The organism is Cellulomonas soli, from assembly GCF_013409305.1.
Taxonomy (GTDB): Bacteria; Actinomycetota; Actinomycetes; order Actinomycetales; family Cellulomonadaceae; genus Cellulomonas; species Cellulomonas soli.
This window is the reverse complement of sequence record NZ_JACBZJ010000001.1, coordinates 2,865,567-2,879,124: the sequence shown is the minus strand read 5'-3', so window position 1 is coordinate 2,879,124 and position 13,558 is coordinate 2,865,567. Positions and strand designations below refer to the sequence as shown.

The following is a 13,558-nucleotide window of genomic DNA, read 5'->3' as shown; positions in this document are numbered from 1 at the left end:
GCAGAAGAGCTGTTCAGGAGGCGAGCGCGTCGGCGCCCGACACGATCTCGCTGATCTCCTGGGTGATCTCGCCCTGACGGGCCTGGTTGGCCAGCCGGGTGAACGTGCGGATGAGGTCTTCGGCGTTCTCCGTCGCGGTGTGCATCGCGCGCTGGCGCGCCGCCAGCTCGGACGCCGCAGCCTGGAGCAGCGACGCGTGGATCCGGCTGCGGACGTAGCGCGGCAGCAGGGCGTCCAGCACGACCTCGGGGCTCGGCTCGAAGTCGTACAACGGGAGCGTCTCGTGCTCGCCGGCCTCGGCGACACCCTCGACGACCTCGAGCGGGAGCATCCGCACGACGCGCGGACGCTGCGTCACCATGTTGACGAACTGCGTGTACACCACGTGCAGCTCGGCGACGCCGCCGTCGGCCGCGTCCGCCGTGAACGCGGACAGCAGCGTGTCGGCGATCTCGTCCGCGATCTCGACCGTCGGAGCGTCCGACTCGCCGATCCACGAGCCCGCCAGCGCTCGCTGCCGGAACGTGTAGTACGACAGCGCGCGGCGACCGGAGACGTACAGGGCGACCTCCTTGCCCTGCCCCTCCAGACGCTCGATGAGCCGCTCGGTCTCGCGGATGACGCTCGCCGAGTACGCGCCGGCCATGCCTCGGTCCGACGCGATCAGCAGCACCGCGACCCGGTTCGTGTCCGAACGCTCGGACAGGTACGGGTGCGACGTGCTCGAGTGCGTGGCGACCGCCGAGACCGCACGGGTGATGGCCCGCGAGTACGGCGAAGCCATCGAGACCCGGTCGCGGGCGCGCCCGATGCGCGAGGCGGCGATCAGCTCCTGGGCGCGGAACATCTTCTTCAGCGCCTGGGTCGACTTGATCCGCGCCTTGTAGACACGCTGCTGGCCGGCCATCGTCAGGCCTTCTTCTGCCGGACGATCTGCTCCTGCTCCACGACGACCTCGCCGGACTCGTCCTCGCCGGCGATCAGCGGCGTGCCGTCGGCCTTGAGGAAGCCCGCGCGGAACTCGTCGACGGCCGCGGTCAGCGCCGCCTCGGTGTCGGACTCGAGCTTGCCGGTCGACGCGATCGTGGCGAGCACCTCGGTGTTGCGGCGCAGGTGGTCGAGCAGCTCGGTCTCGAAGCGGCGCACGTCCTCGATCGGGACGTCGTCCAGCTTGCCCTTGGTGCCGGCCCAGATCGAGGCGACCTGGTCCTCCACCGGGTACGGGCTGTACTGGCCCTGCTTGAGCAGCTCCATCAGGCGTGCGCCACGGGTCAGCTGCGCGCGCGAGGCGGCGTCCAGGTCGGAGGCGAACATCGCGAACGCCTCGAGCGAGCGGAACTGCGCCAGGTCCAGCTTCAGCGTGCCGGAGACCTGCTTCATCGCCTTGACCTGCGCGGCACCACCGACGCGGGACACCGAGATGCCGACGTCGACGGCGGGGCGCTGGTCCGCGTTGAACAGGTCCGACTGCAGGAAGATCTGGCCGTCGGTGATCGAGATGACGTTGGTCGGGATGTACGCCGAGACGTCGTTGGCCTTCGTCTCGATGACCGGCAGACCCGTCATCGAGCCCGCACCGAGCTCGTCGGACAGCTTCGCGCAACGCTCCAGCAGACGGGAGTGCAGGTAGAAGACGTCACCCGGGTAGGCCTCGCGGCCCGGCGGGCGCCGCAGCAGCAGCGACACGGCGCGGTACGCCTCGGCCTGCTTCGACAGGTCGTCGAACACGATGAGGACGTGCTTGCCGCCGTACATCCAGTGCTGGCCGATCGCCGAGCCGGTGTACGGGGCCAGGTACTTGAAGCCGGCCGGGTCGGACGCCGGGGCGGCGACGATGGTCGTGTACTCCAGCGCACCGGACTCCTCGAGCGCGCCGCGCACCGCAGCGATCGTCGAGCCCTTCTGGCCGATCGCCACGTAGATGCAGCGGACCTGCTTGGTCGGGTCGCCCGACTCCCAGTTCGCCTTCTGGTTGATGATCGTGTCGATCGCGATGGCCGTCTTGCCGGTCTGGCGGTCGCCGATGATCAGCTGACGCTGGCCGCGGCCGATCGGGATCATCGAGTCGATGGCCTTCAGGCCGGTCTGCAGCGGCTCGTGCACCGACTTGCGGGCCATGACGCCCGGGGCCTGCAGCTCGAGGGCGCGACGGCCCTCGGTGGCGATGTCGCCGAGGCCGTCGATCGGCTGGCCCAGCGGGTCAACCACGCGGCCGAGGTACCCGTCACCGACCGGCACGGACAGCACCTCGCCGGTCCGGCGGACCTCCTGGCCCTCCTCGATGCCGGTGAACTCGCCGAGGACGACGACACCGATCTCGCGCACGTCCAGGTTGAGCGCGAGGCCCAGCGTGCCGTCCTCGAAGCGCAGCAGCTCGTTGGCCATCGCCCCCGGGAGGCCCTCGACCTGGGCGATGCCGTCGGCGGCGAGGGTGACGCGACCGACCTCCTCCGCCACGGCACCGGACGGCTCGTAGGACTTCACGAAGCTGTCCAGCGCGGCGCGGATCTCCTCCGGCCGGATCGTCAGCTCAGCCATTGCTTCTCTCCTGTCGTGACGCACGCGGTGCGTGCGGTCTCACACGTGTGGGGTGGACGCGCGCCGGGTGGCCCGGCCGCGCGTCAGCTGGCAAGTCGTCGTCGTGCGTCGGCCAGGCGCGAGAGCATCGTCGAGTCGACGACCTGCGCGCCCACCTGGACCCGCAGACCCCCGAGCACGTCCGGGTCGACGATCACGTTGACCTGGACCGCGCTGCCGTACGCCTGCTCGAGGATCTGGCCGAGACGGGCGCGCTGGGCGACCGACAGCGGCTGGGCGCTCGTGACCGTGGCGACCTGCCGGCTGCGCCGCTCGGCGACGAGGTCCGACAGACGCACGAGCGCGGCGACGTAACGCCGACCGCGCGGGGCGGTCGCAGCACGTCGGGCCAGCTGAGCGGTCGCCGGGGTCGCCCGACCAGCGAGGATCGCGTCGATCAGACCGCCACGGGCCTCCGCCGGCACCGTGGTGTCGACGAGCGTCCTGCGGACCTCCCGCTGGCTGACCAGAGCCCGGTTCAGCCGGAACAGCTCGTCCTCGACGTCGGCCAGCAGGCCGTCGTGCTGCGCCGAGGCGAGCACCGCGTCCAGGCCCACCGTCTCGACGGCGTCCGCGAGGTCGGCGTCCGCCGACCACCGCTGCCGCACGAGGTCCTGGGCCACGGCGACGGTCCGCGGGTCTGCCTGCGCGAGAACCTGGGCGACGACCGTCGCCTTGGCCTCGGGCTCGACCGACGGATCGGCCAGGACACGACGCAGCGAGCCGGAGGAGTCCAGCGCGTCGACGAGCGCGAACAGCTGCGCGCCCAGCGTGGAGGACTGCGCGCCCGCCGCGGTCAGGACCGGTTCGAACCGCTCCCGCACGCCTGCCAGCGACGCCCGACTCGTGCCCCGCATCAGTTCCCCTTACCCGCGTTCGCCGTGGTGGTGGCCTCGAGGTCGTCCAGGAAGCGCTCGACGACACGCGAACGACGCGCCTCGTCCTCGAGGGACTCCCCCACGATCTTGGAGGCGAGCTCCGTGGCCAGCGTGCCGACGTCGGCCTTGAGCGTGACGGCCGCCTGCTGGCGCTCCGCCTCGATCTGCCGCTGGGCCGTCTCCGCGATCCGTGCCGCGTCCTCGGTCGCCTTCGCGCGCAGCTCGGCGACGATCGTGCCGCCCTCGACGCGCGCGTCCTCACGGATGCGCGCCGCCTCGGTGCGCGCGTCCTGCAGCTGCTGGTGGTACTCGGCCAGAGCTGCGGCGGCCTCGGCCTGCGCCGTCTCGGCCTGTGCCAGGCCACCCTCGATCTTCGCGGTCCGCTCGTCCAGGACTTCCTGGAACTTCGGGAGCACGAAGCGGTAGAACGCCACGGCGATGATCACCAGGACGACCGTCGACCAGAACAGGTCGTAGGACTCCGGCAGCAGCAGCTGGACGCCCTTGACCTCCTCCGACCCGGACTCCGCGGCGGTCAGGACGGCCGCGGTCAGCGCGGCCGTGGTCACGAGAAGAGGAACCCGGTGATGAGGCCGAGGAGGCCGAGGACCTCGACGAAGCCGATGCCGATGAACATGGTCGTGCGCAGCTGGCCGGAGACCTCGGGCTGGCGAGCCATGCCCTCGAGGGTCTTGCCGATGAGGATGCCCAGACCGATACCCGGGCCGAGCACCGCGAGGCCGTAACCGACCGTCGCGATGTTGCCGGAGACCGCGTCGGCGGCGGCGAGGATCATGCTGGTGTCTGCCACGGTGGCTCGTTCCTTCCGTAGTGCAACCGGCCGGTCGACCGGGTGCTCGTTCGTGGGCGGGGGCCGGACGACCCCCGCGCGTCAGCTGTCAGTGCTCGTCGCTGATCGACAGGCTCAGGTAGACCGCAGCCAGGACGACGAAGATGTACGCCTGCAGCGCCGCGACGAACATCTCGAAGAGCGTGATCGCCAGACCGCCGACGAACGTCAGGGCGCCGAAGGCCTTCATCCCCGGGCCCGACTCGACGAGGAAGAACTGCGTCGCCGAGAAGCAGAGCACGAGCATGAGGTGACCGGCGACCATGTTGGCCATGAGTCGGATCGCGAGCGTCGCGGGCCGGATGATGAAGACGGTCAGGAACTCCACCGGCGTCAGCAGCACGTAGAGGAACGGCGGAACCCCGGGCGGGAACAGGCTCGCCTTGAGGAACCCGCCGACACCGTGCGCCTTGACGCCCGCGCCCAGGTACATCACGTACACCCAGAGCGCCAGCATGATCGGCAGGCCCACGAGCGCGGTCCCGGCGATGTTCAGGCCCGGGATGATGCCCGTGATGTTGAACGCGAGCACCGCGCAGAAGATCGTGGTCAGGAGCGGGACGTACTTGCCGCCCTTGTCCTTGCCGATGATGTCCTCGGCGACGTTGACCCGGACGAAGTCCAGGACCATCTCGATCGCACCCTGGAACCGGCCCGGGACGAGCTTGGCACGGCGGGCGGCCACGACGAACACGATGACGAGGGCCAGCGCCGCGACCAGCCGGACGAACTGCATCCGGTTGAGCTCGAACATCGTGCCCTCGAAGAGCACGGGCGGCGGGAAGAAGTCGGCGATCGTCGGAGCGTGGAATCCGCCGCCCTCATCACCTGAGAACGGCAGGATCATCGCGAGGCTGGACAGTGCGAGCTCCTGTGGTCGAAGGGGCCGGACGACGCGTCTCTGCGCGCACGCAGGAGGCGTCCGAACCGTCTTGGATGGCGAAAGCCTAACCTACTCACCCGAAGGGTCCTGACGAGCTGTCGGCTCGACGTAGGGGATCCTCCCGGCGGCCACCGCGCGGTAGTCGAGCAGGGCCGAACCGATGGTACCCACGGCCACGACGACCAGCAGGACGACCCGGTCGTAGAACGTCTGCCCGCGCAGCAGCGCCAGCACGACGATCACGACGACGAGCTTGGCGAGCCACGAGCCCATGACCGCGATCGCCATCGTCTGCGGGTTGGCGTGCGCCGTGCGCAGCATCACCACGACCGTCGTCCCGCAGAAGACCAGCGCGAAACCGACCCCGATGAGCGCGCCCCAGACGCCTGCCGCATCGGCGAGGAGGGCACCCAGGCCCACCCCCAGCACGGTGAGGACCCCGAGGAACAGCAGCGTGTCGCGCAGGGCACGCCGGAACACGGCGTCGACCGCCGCACCCGTGTCGGTGCGGGCGACGGTGGCGTCCGGTCGGTCGGCTCCGGGGTCGGTGGTCATGCGGTCGTCTCCGGTGCGGTCGAGGTGGCGGGTACGGGAGCGGGTACGGGATCGGGCCCGGGTGGCAGGGACGGGGACGGTGCAGCACCGGGTCCCGGACCCGGTGCCGTACCCGACGCGCCCTGCCGCGCGCGCAACGGACCGAGGGTGAGCGCGGTCGCGACCACGAGACCCAGGCCGGTGAGCACGAGCGCAGTCGTCGTCGACAGCACGACGAGCGAGGCCACACCGTACGCCGCCACAGCGGTCCAGATGTACATGATCGCCACCGCACGCCGGTGCGAGTGGCCCAGCGCGAGGAGCCTGTGGTGCAGGTGCATGCGGTCGGGGTGGAACGGCGACTTGCCCTTGCTCATCCGCCGGACCACGGCCAGCGTCATGTCGAGCAGCGGCAGCACGATCACCGCGAGCGGCAGCAGCATCGGCACGAACGCCGGGAAACGCTGCCGGTCCGTGACCGCCTGCGGGTCGATCTGCCCGGTCACCACGATGGCCGCCACCGCGATCATGAAGCCGAGCAGCAGCGCGCCGGAGTCGCCCATGAAGATCCGGGCCGGGTACCAGTTGTGCGGCAGGAAGCCCAGGCACGCGCCGACCAGGACCGCCATGACAAGCGTCGCGAGGCTCGCGTAGTCGCCGCTGCTGCCCTCGCGGGCGAGCAGGTAGGTGTAGAGGAAGAACGCCGACCCGCCGATCGCCAGCACGCCGGCCGCGAGGCCGTCCAGGCCGTCGACGAAGTTCACCGCGTTCATCGCCACGACGACCGTGACGATCGTGAGGAACGTCCACATGCGCGTCGAGCCGACGGTCACGCCGCCGAGCGGCAGCTGGTAGAGCTGCACCCCCTGCCAGGCGAGGAAGCCCGCGGCGAGCACCTGCCCCATGAGCTTGGTCAGCCAGTCCAGGTCCCAGATGTCGTCGGCCACGCCCAGCGCGCAGACCAGCCCGGCGCCCCCGAGGATGCCGATGATCGGCCGCGGGTTCTCGTAGACGCTGGACAGGAACGGCAGCCGGCTGGCGAGCAGGATCGCGACGGCCATGCCCGCGAACATCGCCATGCCGCCGAGGCGCGGCGTCGGGATCGCGTGCACGTCGCGGTCGCGCACGGCCGTGATCGCCCCCCAGCGCAGGGCGCACCAGCGCGCCAGGGGGGTCGCGAGGAAGGCGACGAGCGCCGAGACGAGCAGGACGAGCAGGTAGACCCTCACCGGTCGGAGCCGCCCTCCTGCGCCGGGGCGACCTGCGTGCCGGTGGCCGGGTCGGCAGCAGCCGGATCGACGACCGTCGCGACCTCGCACAGCCGCGGCAGGTCGATCGCTCCCGCCCGCACGAGCCGCAGGACGTCGCCGGTCGCGTCGACGATCGTGGAGGCCACCTGGCCGGGCGCCTCCCCCGCGTCCAGGTAGATCGCGACGGACTCGCCCAGCTGGGCGTGCGCGTCGGCGGCCGTGACCGCCGCGTCGTGGCCCGTGAGGTTCGCGCTCGAGACGGCCATCGGCCCGGTGCGCCGCAGCAGCGCGAGCGCGGCCGGGTGGTCGGGCATGCGCAAGGCCACCGTGCCGTGCGTCTCGCCGAGGTCCCAGGCCAGCGACGGCTGCGCGTCCAGGATGAGGGTCAGGCCGCCGGGCCAGAACGCCTCGGCGAGCGCCCGGGCCCCGTCGGGCACGTGCGTGGCCAGGCCGTCGAGCGTGCGCACGTCCGGGATCAGCACCGGCGGGGGCATCTGGCGACCTCGGCCCTTGGCGTCGAGCAGGGCCTGGACGGCGGACGGGGTGAAGGCGTCCGCACCGATCCCGTAGACGGTGTCCGTGGGGAGCACGACGAGCTCGCCGCGGGAGATCGCGTGCACCGCCTCGTCGATCGCCGGTCCCCAGGTCGCCGGGTCGGTCGCGTCCTTGATCCGGTTCAGGCTCACGGCTGCGAGTCTCCCACGCGACGGGCCACGAGCATGCGTGCCCGACCGGTCAGATCGGGCAGCGTGCGGATGTGCGTGAACGCACCGGTGGCGGCCGCCGCCGCACGGGTCGCGTCGGCCTGCACCTCGGCGTGCTCCATGACGAGCAGGCCGCCGGGGACGAGCAGCCGCACCGCCGCCGCGAGCACGGCCCGGGGCACGTCGAGGCCGTCGGCCCCGCCGCCGTACAGCGCGAGGTCCGGGTCGTGGTCGCGCACCTCGGGGTCGACGGGGACCGCATCGGGCGGGATGTACGGAGGGTTCGAGACGAGGACGTCCACCTGCCCGTCGAGCTCGGCGAGCAGCGCGGGGTCGCGCACGTCGCCCAGCTCGACGCGCAGCGGCGGGCCCGCGACGGGGTGCGCCTCGTGGTTGGCACGCGTGAGCGCCACCGCCTCGGGCGAGGCGTCCACCGCCACCACGCGTGCCTGCGGGACCTCGGTGTCGACCGCGAGCGCGATCCCGCCGGCGCCGCAGCACAGGTCGACGACCCACGGCGTGCGGTCCTCGGCGACGAGCCGCGCGGCCTCGTCGACGGCGACCTGCGCGACGACCTCGGTCTCGGGCCGGGGCACGAAGACCCCGGCGCGCACCTGCAGGGTCAGGTAGCGGAACGTCGTGGAGCCGACGATGTGCTGCAGCGGCTCGCGCCGGCGCCGACGGTCCACGACGAGCGCGTACTGCTGCGCGAACCCCTCCGGCAGCGCCGGGGGCAGCGCGAGCTCGACACGGTCCACGCCCAGCACGTGCGCCGCCAGTGCGGTCGCGTCGTGGCGCGCGGAGGGCACGCCCGCCTCGTCGAGCAGCCGGGCGGCCGCCTCGACCGCAGCACGCAATGTGACCGCGGGCCGCACCGGCGTGCTCACGCCTCGCCCGCCGCGGCCAGCCGTGCCGCCTCGTCGGCGTCGATCGCCGACTGGACGACCGGACCGAGATCGCCGCCGAGCACCGCGTCCAGGTTGTACGCCTTGTACCCGGTGCGGTGGTCGGCGATGCGGTTCTCCGGGAAGTTGTAGGTGCGGATGCGCTCCGAACGGTCCACGGTGCGCACCTGCGAGCGGCGGGCCTGGGAGGCAGCCGCGGCCGCGTCCTCCTGACGGGCCGCCAGGAGCCGTGCGCGCAGCACGCGCAACGCCTGCTCACGGTTCTGCAGCTGGGACTTCTCGTTCTGCATCGACACGACGATGCCCGTCGGCAGGTGCGTGATCCGCACGGCCGAGTCCGTGGTGTTGACCGACTGCCCGCCGGGCCCGGAGGAGCGGTACACGTCGATGCGCAGGTCGTTCGGGTCGATCTCGACCTCGCCTGCGTCCTCGACCTCGGGGAACACCAGGACTCCGGCCGCCGAGGTGTGGATGCGCCCGGCCGACTCGGTGACGGGGACACGCTGGACGCGGTGCACGCCGCCCTCGTACTTCAGGTGCGCCCACACGCCGTCCTCCGGCGGCCCGGCGGTGCGCGCCTTCACCGCCACCTGGACGTCCTTGTACCCGCCGAGGTCGGACTCGGTCGCCTCGAGGACCTGCGTGGACCAGCCCTGCCGCTCGGCGTAGCGCAGGTACATGCGCAGGAGGTCGCCGGCGAACAGGGCCGACTCCTCGCCGCCCTCCCCCGCCTTGATCTCGAGGATCACGTCGCGCGCGTCGTCGGGGTCGCGCGGCACGAGCACGCGCCGCAGCCGTTCGGCGGTCTGGGCGGCGGCCTCCTGCAGCGCGGGCAGCTCCGCGGCGAAGGACGCGTCGTCACGGGCGAGCTCGGCGGCCGCCTCGGCGTCGTCCTGCGCCGCGTGCCAGGCGCGGTACGCGGCGACGACCTGACCCAGCTCGGCGTACCGGCGACCCAGGCGGCGGGCCCGGTCGGCGTCGGCGTGCACCCCCGGGTCGGCGAGCTGCACCTCGATCTGCGCATGCTCGTCGAGCAGCGGTCGCGCGGCGGCGAACGCGTCGCTCATGGGGTCCTCGTTCCGGCGGGGTGCGGGGCCACGGTGCAGGCGGGAGGGCGTGCGCCACGGCGTGGGAACGACGCAGCGCCGGTACCGTGCGCGGCCACTGCCATGGAGGGCAGTCGGCCGCACCGGTACCGGCGCTGCGAGGGTGCTACTGGGCCTTCTTGCCGTAGCGCGCCTCGAACCGGGCCACGCGGCCACCGGTGTCGAGGATCTTCTGCTTGCCCGTGTAGAACGGGTGGCAGGCGCTGCAGACGTCGGCGCGGATCTCGCCGGAGGTCACGGTCGAGCGCGTCACGAACGTGCTGCCACAGGTACAGGTCACCTGGGTGACCACGTACTGCGGGTGGATGTCAGACTTCACGGGGTTCTCCTTCAGGGATGCCGCCGGGTCGTGCGACGGATGGCGCACGTGAACCGGAGACCAGCAGGACATTCTGCCAGAACCATGGCGGGGCCCGAAATCATCCGCCGGGTCTGCTGCGCCGAACGGCCCGGGGCGTGCCCGACCGGTCCGCCTACGCTCGACGCATGCCGGGACCAGACGCACGCACCCGTGGCCGCGACACGGAACCTCGGCTGGCCGGGCCGCCCGCGTCGGACGTGCCGGTCCCGGCGGCCGTGGCCCGGTTCGCCGTCGGCGCACCGCTCGAGGCGGTCTGGCACAACGAGGCCGGCGGGTTCACGTGGCGTGCTCTCGACCCTGACGGGCGACCCACCCTCTACCTGAAGTGGTCCCCCGCCGACGGCCCCGATCTCGAGGCGGAGGCGCAGCGGCTGGCGTGGGTCGCGGAGCAGGTGCCCGGGGTCCGGGTGCCTGACGTCGTCACGCACGGCTCCGACGGCTCCGGGGCGTGGCTCGTGACCCGCGCGATCGACGCCGACCCGGCGGTCGCCGACCGGTGGCGGGCCGAGCCCCGGACCGCGGCCCGGGCGATCGGTGCGGGGCTGCGACGGCTGCACGACGCGGCACCGGTCGCCTCGTGCCCGTTCGTGTGGTCGGCCGAGCAGCGGCTCGCGGCCGCACGCGGCCGGGTCGCAGCGGGTGAGGGTCCCTCGACCTGGCATCCCGAGCACCGCTCGCTCGACGCCACCCGTGCGCTCGCCCTGCTCGCCGACGTTCCCGAGCCTGATCCGGTCGTCTGCCACGGCGACGCGTGCGCACCCAACACGCTGATCGACGCTGCCGGGCGCTGGGCGGGTCTGGTGGACCTGGGGCGGCTCGGCGTCGCGGACCGGTGGGCCGACCTGGCGGTCGCGACCTGGTCGCTCGGCTGGAACTTCGGCACCGACGTGCCGGGCCTGGAGGCCGAGCTCCTCGACGCCTACGGCATCGCCGCCGACCCTCGCAAGAGCGCCTACTACCGCCTGCTGTGGGACCTGTCCTGAGAACCCGCTCCCGGCCGCACCGGCCGGCTGTCGCCGGGTCCGCGAGGCCACGGCCCTGGTGACACGGCGACGGCCCCGACCCCCGGAAGGAGGACGAGGCCGTCGCCTGGCAGGACGGACGAGCGTCAGATGACGACGCGGCCGGACTTCTCGTCCGCGCCCGGTCCGCCCGGCGTCGTCTTCTGCACCTGCAGCAGGAACTCGACGTTGGACTTCGTGTCGCGCAGCTTGCCGATGAGCAGCTCGATCGCCTGCTGCTGGTCGAGCGCCCCCATGACGCGACGCAGCTTCCAGATGATCTTGAGCTCGTCGGGTGCGATGAGGATCTCCTCGCGCCGCGTGCCCGAGGCGTTGACGTCGACCGCCGGGAAGATCCGCTTGTCGGCCAGGGAGCGCGACAGGCGCAGCTCCATGTTCCCGGTGCCCTTGAACTCCTCGAAGATGACCTCGTCCATCTTGGAACCGGTCTCCACGAGCGCCGAGGCGAGGATCGTCAGCGAGCCACCGTTCTCGATGTTGCGCGCCGCGCCGAAGAACCGCTTGGGCGGGTACAGCGCCGAGGCGTCCACACCACCGGACAGGATGCGGCCCGAGGCGGGCGCCGCCAGGTTGTACGCCCGCGACAGACGCGTCAGCGAGTCGAGCAGCACGACGACGTCCTGACCCAGCTCGACCAGGCGCTTGGCGCGCTCGATGGCCAGCTCGGCGACGATCGTGTGGTCCGAGGCGGGGCGGTCGAACGTCGAGGCGATGACCTCGCCCTTGACCGTCCGCTCCATGTCGGTGACCTCTTCGGGCCGCTCGTCCACGAGCACGACCATGAGGTGGACCTCAGGGTTGTTGGTCGTGATGGCGTTCGCGATCTGCTGCATGATGATCGTCTTGCCGGCCTTGGGCGGCGCGACGATGAGGCCGCGCTGACCCTTGCCGATCGGCGCGACGATGTCGATCACGCGCGGCGTCAGACGGGTCACGTCGCTCTCGAGACGCAGCCGCTCCTGGGGGTACAGGGGCGTGAGCTTGGTGAACTCCGGACGGTTGCGCGCCTCGTCGGGTGCCATGCCGTTGACGGTGTCCAGGCGCACCAGCGCGTTGAACTTGTTCGGGCGGTTGCCCTGCAGCGGCGGGGGCTGCTCGCCCTCGCGCGGCTGACGCACCGCGCCCGTGATCGCGTCGCCGCGGCGCAGGCCGGACTTCTTGACCTGACCGAGCGAGACGTAGACGTCGTTCGCGCCCGGCAGGTAGCCCGAGGTGCGCACGAAGGCGTAGGAGTCGAGCACGTCGAGGATGCCCGCCACGGGAAGCAGGACGTCGTCCTCGGTGACCTCGATGTCGTCCAGGCCGGCGAGCTCGCCCGCGCCCGGGCGCGTACGGCCGCGCTTGCGGTCGCGGTCACGGTCGCGGTAGCGGTCACGCGAGCGCCGACGGCGGCCGCCACGCTCGTCGCCGTCGTCGTAGCCGCCGGGCTGGGTCTGCTGGCCGTCGCGCTGCGGAGCCTGCTGACCGCTCTGCTGCGCGGCCGTCTGGTTGCCCTGCGCCGTGCCCTGCTGGCTGCCCTGCTGGTTCACCTGCTGGCGCGCCTGGCCGCCCTCACGCAGCGGGCGCTGCTGGTCACGCTGCGCGCGACCCTCGGTCTGCTCGTCCGCGCGGGCGACCGGCTGCTGACCGTTCTGCTGGGCGGGCTCGACCTGTTCGCCGTCACCACGCGGGGCGCCGACGCCTCGGCCCGCGCGGCGCGAACGGCGCTCGCCGGTCACGGCACCGACGGCCTCGGCGGCGCGCGCCGCACGGTCGTCCTCACGGCGGTCGCCCTCGGACGTGCGGGCGTCCAGCGCGGCCTCGAGGCCGGCCAGGACGTCGCCGCGGCCCGCGCGACCCTGACGAGCGCGTGTCGCGCTCGCGTCGTCGGAACCGGCGGGCTCGTTCGACGCCGCGACTCGCGGTGCGCGCTCCTCGGCCGGCGCGGTGGCCGCCGGAACCTGTGTCGGTGCCTGGGCCGAGGACTGAGCCGGGGCCTGGTTCGGCGTGGACTCGGTGGCCGGGACCGGGGCCTGGGCACGGCTGCGGGTGCGACCGGTGGTCTCGGCGACCGCGACGGTCTCGCCGGTCCGGCGCGGCTCGAGCGCCTGGGGGCGCGAGCCGCCGCGGGCGGCGGAGATGGCCTGGACGAGATCGCCCTTGCGCATCTTGGAGGTGCCCTTCACGCCCAGCTGGGACGCGAGCGCCTGCAGCTCCGGCAGGCGCAGAGCGGCGATCGAGCCGCTCGGGGCGGACCCGCCGGAGGTGCTCACGGCGGGTTCGATGGTGTCAGTCACGAAGGACCCTTCCCTCGTCGGAGGCACGCGCCCTGCATGGGCGTCGGCCTGACCCCGGAGTGGTCCGGGGTGGTGTGGGGGCACGCATGCGGCGTACGACGACGTCCACGCACACGAGCTGGAATGCTCCCGGCTGGTCAGCTCTCACTGGTCCACCGTCCCGGGCACGCACGACCAAGAGCCGACGGACGGGAGGAGGGGCGCAGGTACAA

At 72.5% G+C, this 13,558-nt stretch carries 14 protein-coding genes; 1 reads left to right on the top strand and 13 read right to left on the bottom strand.

Features of this window, described 5'->3' with window-relative positions:
• Positions 1 to 13: 13 nt before the first annotated feature.
• The 12 genes from BKA22_RS13300 to rpmE form a co-directional block, all read right to left on the bottom strand.
• Positions 14 to 907 carry a F0F1 ATP synthase subunit gamma gene (locus tag BKA22_RS13300; RefSeq protein ID WP_146953743.1) on the bottom strand — a complete coding sequence of 298 codons (894 nt, stop codon included), beginning with the start codon at positions 905 to 907 and terminating at the stop codon, positions 14 to 16.
• A gap of 2 nt (positions 908 to 909) precedes the next feature.
• The gene (gene atpA, locus BKA22_RS13295; RefSeq protein WP_146953744.1) at positions 910 to 2,538 is read right to left on the bottom strand and encodes a F0F1 ATP synthase subunit alpha; all 1,629 of its coding nucleotides are present in this window, start codon (positions 2,536 to 2,538) and stop codon (positions 910 to 912) included.
• A gap of 83 nt (positions 2,539 to 2,621) precedes the next feature.
• The gene (locus BKA22_RS13290; RefSeq protein ID WP_146953745.1) at positions 2,622 to 3,434 is read right to left on the bottom strand and encodes a F0F1 ATP synthase subunit delta; all 813 of its coding nucleotides are present in this window, start codon (positions 3,432 to 3,434) and stop codon (positions 2,622 to 2,624) included.
• Positions 3,434 to 4,024: a F0F1 ATP synthase subunit B gene (locus BKA22_RS13285; protein ID WP_146953746.1), complete on the bottom strand. Its 591-nt coding sequence runs from the start codon at positions 4,022 to 4,024 to the stop codon at positions 3,434 to 3,436. Before BKA22_RS13285 ends, BKA22_RS13290 begins: the two co-directional genes overlap by 1 nt.
• Positions 4,021 to 4,251, bottom strand: a complete 231-nt coding sequence (gene atpE / locus BKA22_RS13280) for an ATP synthase F0 subunit C (protein WP_146953908.1) — start codon at positions 4,249 to 4,251, stop codon at positions 4,021 to 4,023. The genes BKA22_RS13285 and atpE overlap by 4 nt, the downstream gene beginning before the upstream one ends.
• Positions 4,252 to 4,354: 103 nt before the next feature.
• Positions 4,355 to 5,152, bottom strand: coding sequence for a F0F1 ATP synthase subunit A (gene atpB / locus BKA22_RS13275; protein WP_146953747.1), 798 nt, complete (start codon positions 5,150 to 5,152; stop codon positions 4,355 to 4,357).
• Positions 5,153 to 5,257: 105 nt separating this feature from the next.
• The gene (locus BKA22_RS13270; protein WP_179561780.1) at positions 5,258 to 5,743 is read right to left on the bottom strand and encodes a Cg1360 family ATP-synthase-associated protein; all 486 of its coding nucleotides are present in this window, start codon (positions 5,741 to 5,743) and stop codon (positions 5,258 to 5,260) included.
• Positions 5,740 to 6,951, bottom strand: a complete 1,212-nt coding sequence (locus BKA22_RS13265; protein WP_146953748.1) for an MraY family glycosyltransferase — start codon at positions 6,949 to 6,951, stop codon at positions 5,740 to 5,742. The genes BKA22_RS13270 and BKA22_RS13265 overlap by 4 nt, the downstream gene beginning before the upstream one ends.
• Positions 6,948 to 7,658, bottom strand: a complete 711-nt coding sequence (locus BKA22_RS13260; RefSeq protein WP_146953749.1) for an L-threonylcarbamoyladenylate synthase — start codon at positions 7,656 to 7,658, stop codon at positions 6,948 to 6,950. The genes BKA22_RS13265 and BKA22_RS13260 overlap by 4 nt, the downstream gene beginning before the upstream one ends.
• On the bottom strand, positions 7,655 to 8,563 hold the full coding sequence (gene prmC, locus BKA22_RS13255; protein ID WP_223203652.1) for a peptide chain release factor N(5)-glutamine methyltransferase: 909 nt from the start codon (positions 8,561 to 8,563) through the stop codon (positions 7,655 to 7,657). Before prmC ends, BKA22_RS13260 begins: the two co-directional genes overlap by 4 nt.
• Positions 8,560 to 9,648 carry a peptide chain release factor 1 gene (prfA, locus tag BKA22_RS13250; RefSeq protein WP_146953750.1) on the bottom strand — a complete coding sequence of 363 codons (1,089 nt, stop codon included), beginning with the start codon at positions 9,646 to 9,648 and terminating at the stop codon, positions 8,560 to 8,562. The genes prmC and prfA overlap by 4 nt, the downstream gene beginning before the upstream one ends.
• 145 nt (positions 9,649 to 9,793) lie before the next feature.
• Positions 9,794 to 10,006: a 50S ribosomal protein L31 gene (gene rpmE / locus BKA22_RS13245; protein ID WP_146953751.1), complete on the bottom strand. Its 213-nt coding sequence runs from the start codon at positions 10,004 to 10,006 to the stop codon at positions 9,794 to 9,796.
• A 167-nt stretch (positions 10,007 to 10,173) separates the two neighbouring features.
• Here rpmE and BKA22_RS13240 point away from each other — a divergent pair, with 167 nt between their 5' ends.
• The gene (locus BKA22_RS13240) at positions 10,174 to 11,031 is read left to right on the top strand and encodes an aminoglycoside 3'-phosphotransferase (protein WP_146953752.1); all 858 of its coding nucleotides are present in this window, start codon (positions 10,174 to 10,176) and stop codon (positions 11,029 to 11,031) included.
• 125 nt (positions 11,032 to 11,156) lie between these two features.
• On the opposite strand, the gene rho is transcribed toward BKA22_RS13240, so the two are convergent.
• Positions 11,157 to 13,346, bottom strand: coding sequence for a transcription termination factor Rho (gene rho / locus BKA22_RS13235; protein ID WP_146953753.1), 2,190 nt, complete (start codon positions 13,344 to 13,346; stop codon positions 11,157 to 11,159).
• Between the last annotated feature and the right edge of the window lie 212 nt (positions 13,347 to 13,558).

Bases quoted from the DNA above. Each gene is read 5' to 3' on its own strand.
- BKA22_RS13300 (WP_146953743.1), bottom strand. From the start codon at position 907: ATGGCCGGCCAGCAGCGTGTCTACAAGGCGCGGATCAAGTCGACCCAG.
- atpA (WP_146953744.1), bottom strand. From the start codon at position 2,538: ATGGCTGAGCTGACGATCCGGCCGGAGGAGATCCGCGCCGCGCTGGAC.
- BKA22_RS13290 (WP_146953745.1), bottom strand. From the start codon at position 3,434: ATGCGGGGCACGAGTCGGGCGTCGCTGGCAGGCGTGCGGGAGCGGTTC.
- atpE (WP_146953908.1), bottom strand. From the start codon at position 4,251: ATGATCCTCGCCGCCGCCGACGCGGTCTCCGGCAACATCGCGACGGTC.
- atpB (WP_146953747.1), bottom strand. From the start codon at position 5,152: ATGATCCTGCCGTTCTCAGGTGATGAGGGCGGCGGATTCCACGCTCCG.
- BKA22_RS13270 (WP_179561780.1), bottom strand. From the start codon at position 5,743: ATGACCACCGACCCCGGAGCCGACCGACCGGACGCCACCGTCGCCCGC.
- prfA (WP_146953750.1), bottom strand. From the start codon at position 9,648: ATGAGCGACGCGTTCGCCGCCGCGCGACCGCTGCTCGACGAGCATGCG.
- BKA22_RS13240 (WP_146953752.1), top strand. From the start codon at position 10,174: ATGCCGGGACCAGACGCACGCACCCGTGGCCGCGACACGGAACCTCGG.